Source organism: Cupriavidus sp. FW216-B1, assembly GCF_058789195.1.
In genome coordinates this window covers 1-16,882 of sequence record NZ_JBYTEL010000026.1, presented here as the reverse complement: position 1 = coordinate 16,882, position 16,882 = coordinate 1, and the positions used below count along the sequence as shown (strand labels likewise).

Annotated in this window: 11 protein-coding genes and 4 tRNA genes; all 15 read right to left on the bottom strand. The window is 63.7% G+C overall.

Translation table 11 applies throughout. From position 1 onward, the window contains the following. Positions 1-12: 12 nt before the first annotated feature. A complete protein-coding gene (locus AC3WXD_RS31085) occupies positions 13-309 on the bottom strand; it encodes a YciI family protein (RefSeq protein WP_020206073.1) in 297 nt (98 codons plus the stop codon). A gap of 62 nt (positions 310-371) precedes the next feature. After that, on the bottom strand, positions 372-1,712 hold the full coding sequence (locus AC3WXD_RS31080) for a short-chain fatty acid transporter (protein ID WP_492325379.1): 1,341 nt from the start codon (positions 1,710-1,712) through the stop codon (positions 372-374). 442 nt (positions 1,713-2,154) lie between these two features. Then, positions 2,155-6,399 (bottom strand): DNA-directed RNA polymerase subunit beta', encoded by a 4,245-nt coding sequence (rpoC, locus tag AC3WXD_RS31075; RefSeq protein ID WP_020206071.1) that lies wholly within the window; start codon positions 6,397-6,399, stop codon positions 2,155-2,157. Between the two features lie 123 nt (positions 6,400-6,522). Next, on the bottom strand, positions 6,523-10,629 hold the full coding sequence (rpoB, locus tag AC3WXD_RS31070) for a DNA-directed RNA polymerase subunit beta (protein ID WP_029044256.1): 4,107 nt from the start codon (positions 10,627-10,629) through the stop codon (positions 6,523-6,525). A gap of 445 nt (positions 10,630-11,074) precedes the next feature. Next, positions 11,075-11,449, bottom strand: coding sequence for a 50S ribosomal protein L7/L12 (gene rplL / locus AC3WXD_RS31065; protein WP_020206069.1), 375 nt, complete (start codon positions 11,447-11,449; stop codon positions 11,075-11,077). Between the two features lie 70 nt (positions 11,450-11,519). Further along, positions 11,520-12,047, bottom strand: coding sequence for a 50S ribosomal protein L10 (gene rplJ, locus AC3WXD_RS31060; RefSeq protein WP_029044255.1), 528 nt, complete (start codon positions 12,045-12,047; stop codon positions 11,520-11,522). 424 nt (positions 12,048-12,471) lie between these two features. Next, positions 12,472-13,167 (bottom strand): 50S ribosomal protein L1, encoded by a 696-nt coding sequence (gene rplA, locus AC3WXD_RS31055; RefSeq protein ID WP_020206067.1) that lies wholly within the window; start codon positions 13,165-13,167, stop codon positions 12,472-12,474. Then, entirely contained in the window at positions 13,168-13,599 is a 432-nt protein-coding gene (gene rplK / locus AC3WXD_RS31050; protein WP_006162338.1) for a 50S ribosomal protein L11, read from the bottom strand. 166 nt (positions 13,600-13,765) lie between these two features. Continuing rightward, positions 13,766-14,347 (bottom strand): transcription termination/antitermination protein NusG, encoded by a 582-nt coding sequence (nusG, locus tag AC3WXD_RS31045; RefSeq protein WP_029044254.1) that lies wholly within the window; start codon positions 14,345-14,347, stop codon positions 13,766-13,768. Positions 14,348-14,357: 10 nt separating this feature from the next. Beyond that, the gene (gene secE / locus AC3WXD_RS31040) at positions 14,358-14,738 is read right to left on the bottom strand and encodes a preprotein translocase subunit SecE (RefSeq protein ID WP_020206065.1); all 381 of its coding nucleotides are present in this window, start codon (positions 14,736-14,738) and stop codon (positions 14,358-14,360) included. Between the two features lie 59 nt (positions 14,739-14,797). Beyond that, positions 14,798-14,873: transfer RNA gene (locus AC3WXD_RS31035), tRNA-Trp, on the bottom strand. Between the two features lie 84 nt (positions 14,874-14,957). Continuing rightward, positions 14,958-16,148 carry an elongation factor Tu gene (gene tuf / locus AC3WXD_RS31030; protein WP_020207180.1) on the bottom strand — a complete coding sequence of 397 codons (1,191 nt, stop codon included), beginning with the start codon at positions 16,146-16,148 and terminating at the stop codon, positions 14,958-14,960. Positions 16,149-16,191: 43 nt separating this feature from the next. Next, positions 16,192-16,266, bottom strand: a tRNA-Thr gene (locus tag AC3WXD_RS31025). A 41-nt stretch (positions 16,267-16,307) separates the two neighbouring features. Continuing rightward, positions 16,308-16,381 (bottom strand) — tRNA-Gly (locus tag AC3WXD_RS31020). 58 nt (positions 16,382-16,439) lie between these two features. Beyond that, positions 16,440-16,525: transfer RNA gene (locus AC3WXD_RS31015), tRNA-Tyr, on the bottom strand. Positions 16,526-16,882: the final 357 nt, after the last annotated feature.

The following is a 16,882-nucleotide window of genomic DNA, read 5'->3' as shown; positions in this document are numbered from 1 at the left end:
TGCGGGACAGGCTCACAGGTAGCATGCGCCGCCGAGGTAGGCCTTGCGCCAGCGCGTGATGCGCACTTCGCCGAACAGGCCGGCCAGGGCAAACGGATCGGCGTCGATAAAGGCCTGCGTGGCTTCGCGCGTGTCCAGGTCGACGATGTAGAAGCCGCCGCCGGCATCGCTGCCGTCGTCGTTGAGCTTGGCGCCGCAGGCCAGCAGCAGCGCCTTGTTGGCCTCGAGGTAGGCGAGATGGGCGGCCCGGCTGGCCTGGCGCACCGGCTGGTGCGCGGGCTTGTCCCAGGTTTCGATCAGGAACGGCATGGTGGTCTCCTCTGCGCGATTCGGTTTGGACGGGTTGGCTGGCAGTGCGAGGCGGGCCGGCTTCAGCCGATCTGCGCGCCCCACAGCAGCAGCGCGCCGATATACACCAGGCCGACCCAGAACATCATGATCACGGTGTAGCCCATCACGTCCTTCAAGCTGAGCTTGGACAGCGCCAGCGCGGGCAGGATCCAGAACGGCTGCACCAGGTCGTTCCAGGCGTTGCCCAGCATCACCGACATCGAGGTCTGGCTGATCGAGCTGCCGATGGCCTTGGCCGCATCGATCATGAACGGGCCCTGGATCACCCAGTGGCCGCCGCCCGACGGCGCGAAGAAGTTGATGACGAAGGAGCTGATCAGGCCCCAGAACGGCAGCGTCTGCGGCGTGGCGATGTCCACGAACACGCGCGAGATGCTGTCGACCAGGCCCGAGCCGGCCATGATCGCCATGATGCCAGCGTAGAACGGATACTGCAGGATGATGCCCGAGATGGTCTTGATGCCTTCGTTGAGCTTGGCCACGTAGTTGACCGGCGTGCCCAGCAGCAGCACGCCCAGGAACAGGATCATGAAGTTGATCAGGTTCAGGTCGAGCGACCCGCCCGCGCGGAAATACAGCACGGCGTAGCCCACGCCGCACAGGCCGATGGCCAGGCTCAGCAGGCGGCTGTGGTTCAGCCGGGCGGCCACGGTGCCATCGCCGCCGAGGCTGTGGCCGGAACCCTGCGCGGCGTCGGCAGCGCTGGCCTCTGGCTTGATCTCGACCACGTCGGCCGGGTTGCGCGGGTGCAGCCAGGCATTGAGCAGCGGCAGGGTCACGAGGACCACCAGGCTGGTCAGCAGCATCGGCAGCGAGAAGATGGTCTCGGACAGCGGCACCACGCCCATCGACTTCTCGAGCGGGTGGCCCGGCGTGGAGATCAGCACCGGGATGCTGGCCGACAGGCCCAGCCCGTACATGGTGAAGCCGCTGTACGCGGCGGCGATGATGAGCGGGTAATGCACGCCGCGCACCTTGTTGGCGAGCTTCTTCGCGATGATGCCGCCGATCACCAGGCCGAAGCCCCAGTTCAGGTAGCTGCCGATGGCGCCCACCAGCGTGGCGACGATCACCGCGCCGCGCGGCGTGTGCACGGCGCCGACGATGCGGTCGAGCAGGCGGTCGGTCAGCGGCGCGGCGGCGAGCACGTAGCCCATCGCCAGGATCACCGCCATCTGCGTGGTGAACGCCAGCAGGTTCCAGAAGCCCTTGCCCCAGCTCAAGATCACCGCCGGGGCGGGCTGGCCCTCCAGCAGGATCGCCATGACCATCGTCAGCAACGTCAGCGCGATGGCGAAAACGAAAGGATCCGGCAAATACCGGCGCATCAGTTCGGTAAAGAAACCTGCGATCTTGCTCACTGCGTGTCCCCACAAATGATGATTTTTGTCGCCTGTAGAACTTGAGTTCTTCTCTCGAACAAATTGGCGATTTGCGTGGATGCTAGGAGCAACGATGCGGGGGGTCAAGTCAATGAGCACGCTATTTCATTTCTTATTCAGCAATAATTCAGCGGCATTTTCCATAAGTACGTTCAAGTCGACGGCTTCTGACCGCATCCCTCGGCATTCCACGGCATCCGGCCGAATTCGCGAAAAAACGGCGCGCTGCCCGCGCCGCGCGGCTGAAAGCCCGGCGAAAGCACCATGAAAGGCAACCGAAAGACCGGACAAGGCCAGCGGCAGGCGCTGCGCAAGCGCCGGACGAAAAAAAGCCCGGCTCGAAAGCCGGGCTTTTCCACTTCTGCTGCTATTGCCTTTCGCGCTGACTTGGGCAGGCGTCAGGAAAACACGGTCAATGCGATCAGACCGCGTCGCCCTCGCCTTCCGTCGTCGCCGGCACCACCGGCGGCTCGATGAAGAGCGACTGCTCTTCGTCGGAGATCGCCTGGGCGCGTTCGCGCTCGGCCGCCTCGCGCGCCTTGCGGGCGCGGTGGTAGGCCAGGCCGGTACCGGCCGGGATCAGACGGCCGACGATCACATTTTCCTTCAGACCGCGCAGGTCGTCGGTCTTGCCCATGATCGCGGCTTCGGTCAGCACGCGCGTGGTTTCCTGGAACGATGCCGCCGAGATGAAGCTGTCGGTCGACAGCGACGCCTTGGTGATACCGAGCAGCAGGTTCTCGTACGTGGCCGGACGCTTGCCTTCGGCGATCACGCGGTCGTTCTCGTCGAGCAGTTCCGAGCGCTCCACCTGTTCACCCGGGATGAACTTGGTGTCGCCCACATCCGAGATCTGCACGCGGCGCAGCATCTGGCGCACGATCACTTCGATGTGCTTGTCGTTGATCTTCACGCCCTGCAGACGGTACACGTCCTGCACTTCGTCGACGATGTAGTGCGCCAGTTCCTCGATGCCCTTCAGGCGCAGGATGTCGTGCGGGTCCGCCGGACCTTCCACGATCATTTCGCCCTTGTTCACCACCTGACCGTCGTGGACCAGGACCTGCTTTTCCTTGGCGATCAGGAACTCGTGGGCGTTGCCGTCCAGATCCGTGATCACCAGGCGTTGCTTGCCCTTGGTGTCCTTGCCGAACGAAGTCGTGCCGGTGACTTCCGCCAGCACGGCGGCGTCCTTCGGCGAACGGGCTTCGAACAGCTCGGCCACGCGCGGCAGACCCCCGGTAATGTCGCGGGTCTTCTGCGATTCGGTCGGGATACGCGCGAGCACTTCACCCACGTGCACCTGCTGGCCGTCCTTCACGGTGATCAGCGCGCCGACCTGGAAGCCGATGGTCACGGAGTGGTCCGTGCCCGGAATCTTGACTTCCTGGCCATTCGCGTCGAGCAGCTTCACCTGCGGGCGCAGGCCCTTGGTGGCGGCCGTGCGGCGCTTGGCGTCGATCACCACGAGGGTCGACAGGCCGGTGACTTCGTCCATCTGCTTGGCGACGGTCACGCCTTCTTCGACGTTCTCGAACTTGGTCGTGCCGGTGTACTCCGACACGATCGGGCGCGTCAGCGCGTCCCACGTTGCGAGCTGCGTGCCGGCCTTGATGGCCTGGCCGTCCTGCACCAGCAGCGTCGCGCCGTACGGGATCTTGTGGCGCTCGCGCTCGCGGCCGTGGTCGTCGGTGATCAGCGCTTCGCCCGAACGCGAGATGACGATCAGCTCGCCCTTCGCATTGGTGACGTAGCGCATGGTCGCCGTGAAACGCACGGTACCGGTTGCCTTCGCTTCCACGCTCGATGCCACTGCCGCGCGCGATGCCGCGCCGCCGATGTGGAAGGTACGCATGGTCAGCTGCGTGCCCGGCTCGCCGATCGACTGGGCGGCGATCACGCCGACCGCTTCGCCGGAGTTCACCAGCACGCCGCGGCCGAGGTCGCGGCCATAGCACTTGCCGCACAGGCCGTAGCGCGTGTCGCACGACAGCGGGGTGCGCACCTTGACTTCGTCCACGCCGAGGGCGTCGATCAGGTCGACCAGGTCTTCGTCCAGCAGGGTGCCGGCTTCGATCGCGGTTTCCTGGGTTTCCGGGTTCACCACGTCGGTCACCGTCACGCGGCCGAGGATACGGTCGCGCAGGGCTTCGATCACTTCACCGCCTTCGACCAGGGCCTTCATGGCCACGCCGTTGGTGGTGCCGCAATCGTCTTCCACCACCACCAGATCCTGCGTCACGTCGACCAGGCGGCGGGTCAGGTAACCCGAGTTGGCGGTCTTCAGTGCCGTGTCGGCCAGGCCCTTACGGGCGCCGTGGGTGGAGATGAAGTACTGCAGAACGTTCAGGCCTTCACGGAAGTTCGCCGTGATCGGCGTCTCGATGATCGAGCCGTCCGGCTTGGCCATCAGGCCCCGCATGCCGGCCAGCTGGCGGATCTGCGCGGCGGAACCGCGCGCGCCCGAGTCGGCCATCATGTAGATCGAGTTGAACGATTCCTGCTTGACGGTGTTGCCGTTGCGGTCGACCACGTCTTCGTGCTGGAGCTGCTCCATCATCGCCTTGCCCACCTGGTCGCCGGCGGCGCCCCAGATGTCCACGACGTTGTTGTAGCGTTCCTGGTCGGTCACCAGGCCCGACATGTACTGCTTGTCGTATTCCTTGACCTTGGCGGCCGCGTCGCCAATGATCTTTTCCTTCTGCGGCGGCACCAGCATGTCGTCGATGGCGATCGAGATGCCGGCGCGCGTGGCCAGGCGGAAGCCCGACTGCAGCAGCTTGTCGGCGAAGATCACGGTCTCGCGCAGGCCGCACTTGCGGAACGCGGTGTTGATCAGGCGCGAGATTTCCTTCTTCTTCAGCGGCTTGTTCAGCACCGAGAACGGCAGGCCCTTCGGCAGGATCTCGGACAGGATCGCGCGGCCGACCGTGGTGGCCTGCAGCGTGATCTTGGGCGCGAAGCGGGCGTCGCCCACGGCGTCCTTGTCCACCAGCTCATACTCGGTGATGCGCACGTTCACGCGGGAAGCCAGCTCGACTTCCTTGTTCTCGTAGGCGCGGATCACTTCGCTGATGTCGGCGAAGGTCAGGCCTTCGCCGCGGCCGTTGATCTTGTCGCGGGTCGTGTAGTACAGACCCAGCACCACGTCCTGCGACGGCACGATCGAGGGGTCGCCGTTGGCCGGGAACAGCACGTTGTTGGAGGCCAGCATCAGCGTGCGGGCTTCCATCTGCGCTTCCAGCGACAGCGGGACGTGCACGGCCATCTGGTCACCGTCGAAGTCGGCGTTGAACGCCGCGCAGACGAGCGGATGCAGCTGGATGGCCTTGCCTTCGATCAGCACCGGCTCGAACGCCTGGATGCCCAGGCGGTGCAGCGTCGGCGCGCGGTTGAGCATGACCGGATGCTCGCGGATCACCTCTTCGAGGATGTCCCACACCACCGCGGTCTGGCTTTCCACTTCCTTCTTCGCCGCCTTGATGGTGGTGGCGATGCCCATCGTTTCCAGCTTGTGGAAGATGAAGGGCTTGAACAGCTCGAGCGCCATCAGCTTGGGCAGGCCGCACTGGTGCAGCTTGAGCGTCGGGCCCACCACGATGACCGAACGGCCCGAGTAGTCGACGCGCTTGCCCAGCAGGTTCTGACGGAAACGGCCGCCCTTGCCCTTGATCATTTCGGCCAGGGACTTCAGCGGACGCTTGTTGGCGCCGGTCATCGCCTTGCCGCGACGGCCGTTGTCCAGCAGCGAGTCGACCGCTTCCTGCAGCATGCGCTTTTCGTTGCGCACGATGATCTCAGGCGCCTTCAGCTCCAGCAGGCGCTTGAGGCGGTTGTTGCGGTTGATGACGCGGCGGTACAGGTCGTTCAGGTCCGAGGTCGCGAAGCGGCCGCCGTCCAGCGGCACCAGCGGACGCAGCTCGGGCGGCAGCACCGGCAGCACTTCCAGGATCATCCACTCGGGCTTGATGCCCGAGCGCTGGAACGCCTCGAGCACCTTCAGGCGCTTGGCGAACTTCTTGATCTTGGCTTCGGAGCCGGTGGCCTGCAGCTCGGCGCGGATCTGTTCGATCTGCTTCTCGATGTCGATGCCGCGCAGCAGCTCACGGATGCCTTCGGCGCCCATCATGGCGACGAACTCGCCCTCGCCGTACTCGTCGCACTTGGCCAGGTAGTCGTCCTCGGACATGATCTGGCTCTTCTTGAGCGGGGTCATGCCGGGCTCGAGCACCACGAATGCCTCGAAGTACAGCACGCGCTCGATGTCGCGCAGCGTCATGTCGAGCACCATGCCCAGACGCGACGGCAGCGACTTCAGGAACCAGATGTGCGCGGTCGGCGCGGCCAGTTCGATGTGGCCCATGCGCTCGCGGCGCACCTTGGCCAGCGTCACTTCGACGCCGCACTTCTCGCAGATCACGCCGCGGTGCTTGAGGCGCTTGTACTTGCCGCACAGGCACTCGTAGTCCTTGATCGGGCCAAAGATCTTGGCGCAGAACAGGCCATCGCGCTCGGGCTTGAACGTGCGGTAGTTGATCGTTTCCGGCTTCTTGACTTCACCGTACGACCACGAACGGATCTTCTCCGGCGAGGCCAGGCCGATCTTGATCGCGTCGAACTGCTCTTCCTGCTGAACCTGCTTAAAGAGATCGAGCAATGCTTTCATTGCAACTCCTTGTTTCGCCGCAACCCCGAAATCCCTTCGGGGCCACGGCATTCATCCTGTGGGAAAACCGTAGCTGGCAACCGGCGGGAGGCTGGCCGCGACCGGCCTCCCGCGCGCTCTCGATCAGTAGCGATCGAGGTCGATGTCGATACCCAGCGAGCGGATTTCCTTCACCAGCACGTTGAACGATTCCGGCATGCCGGCATCGATCGAGTGCTCGCCCTTGACGATGTTCTCGTAGACCTTGGTCCGGCCGTTCACGTCGTCGGACTTGACCGTCAGCATTTCCTGCAGCACGTAGGAGGCGCCGTATGCTTCCAGCGCCCACACTTCCATTTCACCGAAACGCTGGCCACCGAACTGCGCCTTGCCGCCCAGCGGCTGCTGCGTCACCAGCGAGTACGGGCCGGTCGAACGGGCGTGCATCTTGTCGTCGACCAGGTGGTGCAGCTTCAGCATGTGCATCACGCCCAGCGTGACCGGACGCTCGAACGCTTCGCCGGTGCGGCCGTCGAACAGCGTGACCTGCTGCTTGGAAGCGGTCAGGCCCTTCTCCTTCGCGATCTCTTCCGGATAGGCGAGGTCCAGCATGCGGCGGATTTCGTCCTCATGCGCACCATCGAACACCGGCGTCGCGAATGGCACGCCCTTCTTCAGGTTCTCGGCCAGTTCCAGGATTTCCGAATCCGACAGGCTGTCGAGGTCTTCGACCTTGCCGCTCTCGTTGTAGATCTGCGTGAGCAGCTTGCGCACTTCGGCTGCCTTGGCCTGCGCCTTCAGCATGTTGCCGATGCGCTCGCCCAGGCCACGCGCGGCCCAGCCCAGGTGGGTTTCCAGAATCTGACCCACGTTCATCCGCGAGGGCACGCCCAGCGGGTTGAGCACGATGTCGGCGGGCGTGCCGTCGGCCATGTAGGGCATGTCTTCGATCGGGGTGATCTTGGACACGACACCCTTGTTGCCGTGACGGCCTGCCATCTTGTCGCCAGGCTGCAGGCGGCGCTTGACGGCCAGGTACACCTTGACCATCTTGATCACGCCCGGCGGCAGTTCGTCACCCTGCGTGAGCTTCTTGCGCTTCTCTTCGAAGGCCAGGTCGAACTCGTGGCGCTTCTGCTCGATGGCTTCCTTGACGGCTTCGAGCTGGGCGGCGACTTCCTCGTCGGCCGGGCGGATGTCGAACCAGTGGTACTTGTCCAGGTCGGCCAGGTACTCGCGGGTCAGCTTGGCGCCCTTGGCCAGCTTCTTCGGACCGCCGTTGACGGTCTTGTCGAGCAGCAGGCGTTCCAGACGCTGGAAGGCGTCGCCTTCGACGATGCGCAGCTGGTCGTTCAGGTCCAGGCGGTAGCGCTTGAGTTCGTCGTCGATGATCGACTGGGCACGCTTGTCGCGCGTCACGCCTTCGCGGGTGAAGACCTGGACGTCGATCACGATGCCGCTCATGCCCGAGGGCACGCGCAGCGAGGTGTCCTTCACGTCCGAAGCCTTCTCGCCGAAGATCGCGCGCAGCAGCTTTTCTTCCGGCGTGAGCTGGGTCTCGCCCTTCGGCGTGACCTTGCCCACCAGCACGTCGCCGGCTTCCACTTCGGCACCGATGTAGGTGATGCCGGACTCGTCCAGGCGCGCCAGCTGCGCTTCGGCGAGGTTGGAGATGTCGCGCGTGATTTCTTCCGGTCCCAGCTTGGTGTCGCGGGCGACGACCGACAGTTCCTCGATGTGGATCGAGGTGTAGCGGTCTTCGGCGACCACGCGTTCGGAGATCAGGATCGAGTCTTCGAAGTTGTAGCCGTTCCACGGCATGAACGCCACCAGCATGTTCTGGCCGAGCGCGAGCTCGCCCAGGTCGGTCGAGGCGCCGTCGGCGATCACGTCGCCGCGGGCGACGAAGTCGCCGACCTTGACCATCGGACGCTGGTTGATGTTGGTGTTCTGGTTCGAGCGCGTGTACTTGATCAGGTTGTAGATGTCCACGCCGACTTCGCCGGCCACGGCTTCGTCGTCGTTTACGCGGATCACGATACGCATCGCATCGACGTAGTCCACCACGCCGCCACGGGTCGCCTGCACGGCGGTGCCCGAGTCGACCGCGACGGTGCGCTCGATGCCGGTGCCCACCAGCGGCTTGTCCGGACGCAGGCAAGGCACGGCCTGGCGCTGCATGTTCGCGCCCATCAGTGCGCGGTTCGCGTCATCGTGCTCGAGGAACGGCACCAGCGAGGCTGCCGCCGACACGATCTGCGACGGCGCCACGTCGATGTACTGCACGCGGTCCGGCGTGACCATGCGGGTTTCACGCTCGCTGCCTTCACGCGACGACACCAGTTCGTCGATGAGGGTGCCGTCGGCGTCGACCGTCGCGTTGGCCTGCGCCACCACGTACTTGCCTTCCTCGATCGCGGACAGGTAGTCGACCTGGTCGGTCAGCTTGCTGTCGACGACCTTGCGGTACGGCGTTTCCAGGAAGCCGTACTCGTTCAGGCGCGCATACAGCGCCAGCGAGTTGATCAGGCCGATGTTCGGGCCTTCCGGCGTTTCGATCGGGCACACGCGGCCATAGTGGGTCGGGTGCACGTCGCGCACTTCGAAGCCCGCGCGCTCGCGGGTCAGGCCGCCCGGGCCCAGTGCGGAGACGCGGCGCTTGTGCGTGATCTCGGACAGCGGGTTGGTCTGGTCCATGAACTGCGACAGCTGCGACGAACCGAAGAACTCGCGGATGGCCGAGGAGATCGGCTTCGAGTTGATCAGGTCGTGCGGCATCAGGTTCTCGGTCTCGGCCTGGCCCAGACGTTCCTTGACGGCGCGCTCCACGCGCGACAGGCCGGCGCGGAACTGGTTTTCGGCCAGTTCGCCGACGCAACGCACGCGGCGGTTGCCCAGGTGGTCGATGTCATCGACCTCGCCCTTGCCGTTGCGCAGGTTGACCAGGATCTTGATGGTCTCGAGGATGTCCTCGTCCTGCAGCACCATGCTGCCTTCGCCGCTCGGGCGGCCCAGGCGGCTGTTGACCTTCATGCGGCCGACGCGCGACAGGTCGTACGACTCTTCGCTGTAGAACAGGCGCTGGAACAGCGCTTCCACCGCGTCTTCGGTCGGCGGCTCGCCGGGACGCATCATGCGGTAGATGGCGATACGCGCGGCGGTCTGGTCGGCGGTGTCGTCCACGCGCAGGGTCTGCGACATGTACGGACCCTGGTCCAGGTCGTTGGTGTACAGCGTCTGGATCTGCTTGACGCCGGCTTCGCGCAGGTTCTCCAGGACGGTCTCGGTGAGCTCGTCGTTGGCGTTGGCGATCACCTCGCCGGTGTCCGGGTCGATGATGTTCTTGGCCAGCACGCGGCCCAGCAGGTAGTCTTCCGGCACGCTGATGAGCTTGGTGCCGGCCGAGTCCAGGTCGCGGATGTGCTTGGCGTTGATGCGCTTGTCCTTCTCCACCACGACGCGGCCGTTCTTGTCGGCGATGTCGAAGCGCGCGACTTCACCGCGCAGGCGCTCGGGCACGAACTCCATCTGCGCGCCTTCGGCCTGCAGCGTGAAGTTGTCGAACACGAAGAAGTGCGCCAGGATCTGTTCGGGCGTCAGGCCGATCGACTTGAGCAGGATCGTCACCGGCATCTTGCGGCGGCGGTCGACGCGGAAGTACAGGATGTCCTTCGGGTCGAACTCGAAATCGAGCCACGAACCGCGGTAGGGGATGATCCGGGCCGAGAACAGCAGCTTGCCCGAGCTGTGGGTCTTGCCCTTGTCGTGCTCGAAGAACACGCCGGGGGAACGGTGGAGCTGCGAGACGATCACGCGCTCGGTACCGTTGATCACGAACGAACCGGTCGACGTCATGAGCGGAATTTCGCCCATGTAGACTTCCTGTTCCTTGACTTCCTTGACCTTGCCCGGATTTTCCCGATCGTTGATGATCAGGCGCACCTTGGCGCGCAGGGCCGAGTGGAAGGTCAGGCCACGCTGTTGACATTCCTTGACGTCGAACGGCGGGTTGGAGAGGTGGTAGGAGACGAACTCCATACGGGCGAGCCCGTTGTGCGACACAATCGGGAAGATTGCGCTGAATGCCGCTTGCAGGCCCTCTGTTTTGCGACGCGAGGGTGGCGTATCCTCTTGCAGAAACTGAGTGTAGGATTCAATCTGAGTGGCAAGCAGGAAAGGAACCTGGTGAACCGTCGCGCGCTTCGCAAAACTTTTGCGAATGCGCTTCTTTTCGGTGAAGCTGTACGCCATGGGATCTCCGAATCATCGCAGGGCTGGCTGGACCTGGCGCAGCACCTGAGGTGTTCAGCGACTGGGAGGGGATTTGGCGGTTGGCCGCTACCAACCTCTGGCTGACGGTGCCCGCACGCTGCGAGCCGGCAGCTACGACGCGATGCGCCATGCCGGCTCGGGGGACACCCGACCAAACTTGTCTTCTGCAGTCGGTTCAGAAGACAAACATCAGCAACCGTTTAGTGTGCCACTGATGTTTGGCCTCTGCTGAAGCTTAGGAAATTACCTAGCTTTCAAGCATCGTTTACGCCACTTCTTGCGCCATACTCTGGCGACTTGTCCGATTTATCCGCGCTCCAGGTGTCGTATAAAACACACTTCGCAGAAGCGCAAAAAGGCTGGCGCCGGGAAACTCCCTTTGCCAGCCCCATCCGCGTGCCGCGAAATGGCACGCGAGCACAGCTTACTTGATTTCGGCCTTTGCGCCTGCGTCTTCCAGCTTCTTCTTGGCTTCGGCTGCAGCAGCCTTGTCCACGCCTTCCTTGACGGGCTTCGGTGCGCCATCGACCAGGTCCTTGGCTTCCTTCAGGCCCAGGCCGGTGATTTCGCGCACGGCCTTGATCACGCCAACCTTGTTGGCGCCGATTTCGGCCAGGATCACGTTGAACTCGGTCTGCTCTTCGGCAGCGGCAGCACCGCCGGCGCCCGGGGCAGCAGCCACGGCCATTGCAGCGGCGGACACGCCGAACTTTTCTTCGAACGCCTTGACCAGGTCGTTCAGTTCCATCACGGACATCGCGCCTACGGCTTCGAGGATGTCGTCTTTGCTGATTGCCATTTGTTACTCCTGCTAGATTTGATTCGGTATCGGTAATGCGATCTTTTAAGCCGGGCTGCGGGCTTGCGCCTTAAGCAGCCGCGCCTTCGCTCTCGGCGGGGGCGGCTTCGCCCTCGCCCTTCTTGGCGGCCAGTGCAGCCAGCAGACGGGCGAAGCCCGACACCGGTGCCTGCATCACGCCAAGCAGCTGAGCAATCAGTTCGTCACGGCTCGGGATCGAGGCCAGTGCCTTGACGGCAGCAGCATCGAGCACGTTGCCGTCGTACGACGCTGCGCGCAGAACCAGCTTGTCGTTGGTCTTGGCAAAGTCGTTCAGAACCTTGGCCGACGACACTGCATCTTCGGAAATACCGTAGATCAGCGGGCCGGTCATTTGCTCTGCGAGGCCTGCAAACGGCGTGCCTTCCACGGCGCGGCGGGCCAGCGTGTTCTTCAGAACGCGCAGGTACACGCCTTGCTCGCGGGCCTTGGCGCGCAGCTTGGTCAGATCGCCAACCGCAATGCCGCGATATTCGGCCACGACGATGGTCTGGGCTTTGGCGACTTGCGCCGAAACCTCAGCAACGACGGCCTTCTTATCTTCAATATTGAGTGGCACGGTTAAGCTCCAAAACGATGCTTGTCCCCCGGATCGTCCGGGGCACGCACATCAGTCCAAACGAACGGCGTCCGATTGGCCCGAATCACCCGGGTCGTTGCCCGGATTCATCAATCCCTCGGGTGCGCCATCTGCGCTGGTGGGGCGGGAGGCGCCGCAGCCGGGTCAAACACCCCGCCACACACGCTCCGCCCGATTAAGGCAAGCCGGCCAGACTTCGGCCGCGCCCGCCACCAGCGGTCTTTGATAACCAGCGGTGCCTGCCTGCTTGCGCCGGCGGGCACCACTGCCCAAAGCCTTGCTCCCCGCGGCTGCCGCGCCTGTTGGGGCGCCGCTGCGGCCGGGAGACGACCCCGGCCTGGGCCGGGATCTTCGATTCTTTACCCCGGGCGACGTTATCGGGTCCGCCCGGTGTCTGTCAGCCTCAGGCCGACAGCGAGCCCTGTTCCACGCGCACGCCAACGCCCATCGTGGACGACACGGCGATCTTGCGCAGGTACACGCCCTTGCTCGTGGCCGGCTTCGACTTCACCAGCGCTTCGATCAGCGCGTTCAGGTTGCTCTTCAGCGCGGCGTCGTCGAACGAGCGGCGGCCGATGGTGGCGTGGATGATACCGGCCTTGTCGACGCGGTACTGCACCTGACCGGCCTTGGCGTTCTTCACGGCCTGGGCCACGTCGGGCGTCACGGTGCCGACCTTCGGGTTCGGCATCAGGCCGCGCGGGCCCAGGATCTGGCCCAGCGTACCGACGACACGCATGGTGTCCGGCGAGGCGATCACCACGTCGAAGTTCAGGTTGCCGGCCTTGACTTGCTCGGCCAGGTCTTCCATGCCGACGATGTCGGCGCCGGCTGCCTTGGCAGCTTCAGCCTTTTCGCCTTGCGCGAACACAGCCACGCGCACCGACTTGCCGGTACCGGCAGGCAGCACCACGGAGCCGCGGACCACCTGGTCCGACTTCTTCGCATCGATGCCGAGCTGCACGGCCACGTCGATCGATTCGTCGAACTTGGCCGATGCGCATTCCTTCACCAGGCCCAGGGCCTCGTCGATCGGGTAGAACTTGGTGCGCTCGATCTTCGCCTTGTTGGCGGCTGCGCGCTTCGAAAGCTTAGCCATTTACAGACCCTCCACGGTGATGCCCATCGAACGCGCCGAGCCGGCGATGGTACGCACGGCGGCGTCCAGGTCGGCGGCGGTCAGGTCAGCGTTCTTTGCCTTGGCGATTTCTTCAGCCTGGGCGCGGGTGATCTTGCCGACCTTGTCGGTGTGCGGCTTGGCCGAACCCTTGGTCAGGCCGGCGGCCTTCTTGATCAGCACGGTCGCCGGGGGCGACTTCATCACGAACGTGAAGCTCTTGTCGGCGAAGGCGGTAATCACCACCGGCACCGGCAGGCCGGGTTCCATGCCCTGGGTCTGCGCGTTGAACGCCTTGCAGAACTCCATGATGTTCAGGCCGCGCTGACCCAGTGCCGGGCCCACGGGCGGGGAGGGATTTGCCTTACCAGCCGGAATCTGCAGCTTGATAAAGCCAATGATCTTCTTGGCCATCTTTACTCCAATCCGGATCCTTCGCTTGTCGAACGGATCCTGTTGAGTCGTAACGCGCTGTCGCCGTGCCGCTGGCACGACCTCACGCTCCTCTTTGGGCGCGGTCGCGAGGACCCCGCCCTATTCGTCCGCCACCGCCCTTGCGGGCCGGCGGCGGGCAAAATCCTTAAACCTTCTCGACCTGGCCGAACTCGAGCTCGACCGGGGTGGCGCGGCCGAAGATCGTGACCGAGACGCGCAGGCGCGATTTCTCGTAGTTCACTTCCTCGACGTTGCCGTTGAAGTCGGTGAACGGGCCGTCCTTGACGCGCACCATTTCGCCCACTTCGAACAGCGTCTTGGGACGCGGCTTCTCGACCCCTTCCTGCATCTGGGTCATGATCTTGTCGACTTCCCGCTGGGAAATCGGGCTCGGGCGATTGCGCGCGCCGCCCACGAAACCCGTGACCTTGCTGGTGTTCTTCACCAGGTGCCAGGTCTCGTCGGTCATTTCCATCTCGACCAGCACGTAGCCAGGGAAGAAACGGCGCTCGGTGACGGACTTCTGGCCACCCTTGATCTCGATCACTTCTTCCGACGGCACCAGGATGCGGCCGAACTTGTCCTGCATTTCCGCGCGGTCGATGCGCTCCTGCAGCGCGCGCTGCACGCTCTTTTCCATGCCGGAATAAGCGTGCACCACATACCAGCGCTTCTTCGACGAAGGCGATTCCGCTGCGGGGACTTCCTGTTGTGCGTTATCCGTCATGTTCTATCCTTCATTTCCAGCCAAGCACGAGCGAAAAGATGACCCACTCGATGAGCTTGTCCGCAGACCACAGGAACACGGCCATGATCACGACGAAGACAAACACCAAGCCCGTCATCTGACCGGCTTCCTTGCGGGTAGGCCAGACGACCTTGCGGACTTCGCGATAGGATTCCTTGGCGAATCCGATGAAGTCCTTGCCCGGCGCCGAGACCAGCGCGACCACCACGCCCAGTGCGATGCCGCCGAACAGCGCGGCGCCGCGCACATAGGAAGGCTGCTGTGCCAGGGCATAGAAACCGATGACGCCGGCAACCACCAATAGCACCGCTACGCCCAGCAACCACTTGCCGCTGGAGGCATTGACGGTTTCGACGTTGGGATTGGCCATGTTTCGCAAACGAGACTAAGCCGCGTCACGATACTGTATCGCGACGCGGCTGATTGAATTGGCAGGGGCAGAGGGAATCGAACCCCCAACCTTCGGTTTTGGAGACCGACGCTCTGCCAGTTGAGCTATACCCCTAAAACAACTTTGGGGTCGGCGCTGACGCCAACCCCTCTGGCAACGGATACGGCCGGTTGGTGCCGTATCCGCTGATCGACCTTATCAGTCGAGGATCTTGGCCACGACGCCGGCGCCGACGGTGCGGCCGCCTTCACGGATGGCGAAGCGCAGGCCTTCTTCCATCGCGATCGGGGCGATCAGCTTGACCGTGATCGACACGTTGTCGCCGGGCATGACCATTTCCTTGTCCTTCGGCAGCTCGATCGAGCCGGTCACGTCGGTCGTGCGGAAATAGAACTGCGGGCGGTAGTTGTTGAAGAACGGGGTGTGACGGCCGCCTTCGTCCTTCGACAGAATGTAGACCTCGCCGGTGAAGTGCGTGTGCGGCTTGATCGAACCCGGCTTGCACAGCACCTGGCCGCGCTCCACGTCTTCGCGCTTCGTGCCGCGCAGCAGCAGGCCCACGTTGTCGCCGGCCTGACCCTGGTCCAGCAGCTTGCGGAACATTTCCACGCCGGTGCAGGTGGTCTTGACCGTCGGCTTGATACCGACGATTTCGATTTCCTCGCCGACCTTGATGATGCCGCGTTCGATACGGCCGGTCACCACGGTGCCGCGACCCGAGATCGAGAACACGTCTTCCACCGGCATCAGGAAGGTACCGTCAACGGCACGTTCCGGCGTCGGGATGTAGGTGTCCAGCGCGTCGGCCAGGTTCAGGATGGCCACTTCGCCCAGCTCGCCCTTGTCGCCTTCGAGCGCCAGCTTGGCCGAACCCTTGATGATCGGGGTGTCGTCGCCGGGGAACTCGTACTTCGAGAGCAGTTCGCGCACTTCCATTTCGACCAGCTCGAGCAGCTCGGCGTCGTCGACCATGTCGCACTTGTTCAGGAACACGATGATGTAAGGCACGCCGACCTGGCGGGCCAGCAGGATGTGCTCGCGGGTCTGGGGCATGGGGCCGTCGGCGGCCGAGCACACCAGGATCGCGCCGTCCATCTGGGCGGCACCCGTGATCATGTTCTTCACATAGTCGGCGTGGCCCGGGCAGTCGACGTGCGCATAGTGGCGATTGGCCGTTTCGTACTCGACGTGGGCGGTATTGATGGTGATACCGCGTGCCTTTTCTTCCGGCGCTGCGTCGATTTCGTCGTACTTCTTGGCCGAACCGCCAAACTTCGCTGCCAGCACCGTGGCGATCGCTGCCGTCAGCGTGGTCTTGCCGTGGTCAACGTGACCGATCGTACCAACGTTCACGTGCGGCTTGGTCCGCTCGAACTTTTCCTTTGCCATTTCGCGACTCCTGTGTCGGCTGCGATATTGCCAGTACGGTATTTGGTGCCCATGGGCAGGATCGAACTGCCGACCTCTCCCTTACCAAGGGAGTGCTCTACCACTGAGCCACATGGGCGAAACTTGACTGCTGCTTTCTTGACTGCAACCCGGGCAATCTGGAGCGGGTGAAGGGAATCGAACCCTCGTCGTAAGCTTGGAAGGCTTCTGCTCTACCATTGAGCTACACCCGCCGGGTTACCACGCTTTCTGCTTCACCGACTACCGCCGGGTTACTGTCTTGCTTAATTCTGGTGGAGAGGGCTGGATTCGAACCAGCGTAGGCGTAAGCCAACAGATTTACAGTCTGCCCCCTTTAGCCACTCGGGCACCTCTCCGCAGAGAACTTGTGATTATGGTGTAACTCATCAGGCCTGTCAAGCTTTTTCCATACTATGCAAAGCATGGGGACAGTGACGAGCTCGCGACCGGGCACCATCCAGGCTGCCTGGCCATTCCACAACCACCGGCGTTCGAAAAGAACACGCTCTCACCCTATAGGGTGTCACCGGCAGCCCGGAAATGGCTTCCGGCGGGCGTTCCCGGGCTCCTTGCGCCGTCGTCCGAGGCGACTTTTGGCCGGCCAGACCCGAAGCGCTGTCCAGCAATCGGTCGCCGTAAAAAGCAAAACCCCCCAGTACGTACGTACTGAGGGGTTTTAAGAGAGAGCCTGGCGATTACCTACTTTCACACGG